This is a genomic window from Pseudomonas sp. ACN8 (assembly GCF_002303925.1).
Taxonomy (GTDB): domain Bacteria; phylum Pseudomonadota; class Gammaproteobacteria; order Pseudomonadales; family Pseudomonadaceae; genus Aquipseudomonas.
Genome location: NZ_MRCS01000128.1, coordinates 1 through 671 on the forward strand (window position 1 = coordinate 1; position 671 = coordinate 671).

The window sequence follows — 671 nt, forward strand, 5'->3', positions numbered from 1 at the left end:
ACCCGAGCAAGCTTGCGAGCCAGCATCACTAGCGCCTGAGTGGTGCTGAACCCCCGAGTTCTTTGTTCTTCGTAATACCCTTTCCAGGCTTTCGTACGGCTAGCCGACATCGCTGCATTGTGCAGAAGTCGGCGGGCCTCGGGGTCACCGCGCTTGCTCAAACTGCGGCGAGCGTCCTTCTGTCCTGATTTCGCCACCCGTAAATCCATGCCCAAGAAGGCGATAAATGCATCCGCGTTTCTAAAATCTCCTCGTTGAAATGCGGTTATCAAGCGGGCCCCAGTCAAAAATCCAATACCCTCAACTTTCAGGCAGCGCTTCAATTGACCGAGCAAACCGGCCTCTTTGAGTTGATCGTTGATCGTCTTTTCGATCAGCGTCTCAAGCTGCTGCATGGACTTCACTTGCTCGGCAAAAGCCGCCTTGAGCAGCGGCTCATTCGACCAGCTCTGCACCAGGCCGACCCTGGCCTGGACCAAGGCTGCGCGACGGCGGAAAAGGCTCAGGAGCTGGCGGTACAGCGGTGAGGGCGGGGTCCAGGGACGCAACTCCTCGGCCTCGTTCTTCAGGTAACGAGCCAGCAGCTTGGCATCCAGTGCGTCGGTTTTGGCGCGGATCTTCACGCCTTCGCGATAATGTTTGAGTTCATAGCCTCCCACCATGTAAATCGT

At 56.9% G+C, this 671-nt stretch carries 1 protein-coding gene; it reads right to left on the minus strand.

Annotated elements, in window-relative coordinates; genetic code table 11:
- A partial coding sequence (locus BSF44_RS29245; protein ID WP_095946433.1) for a transposase occupies positions 1–671 on the minus strand: 671 nt, incomplete at both ends.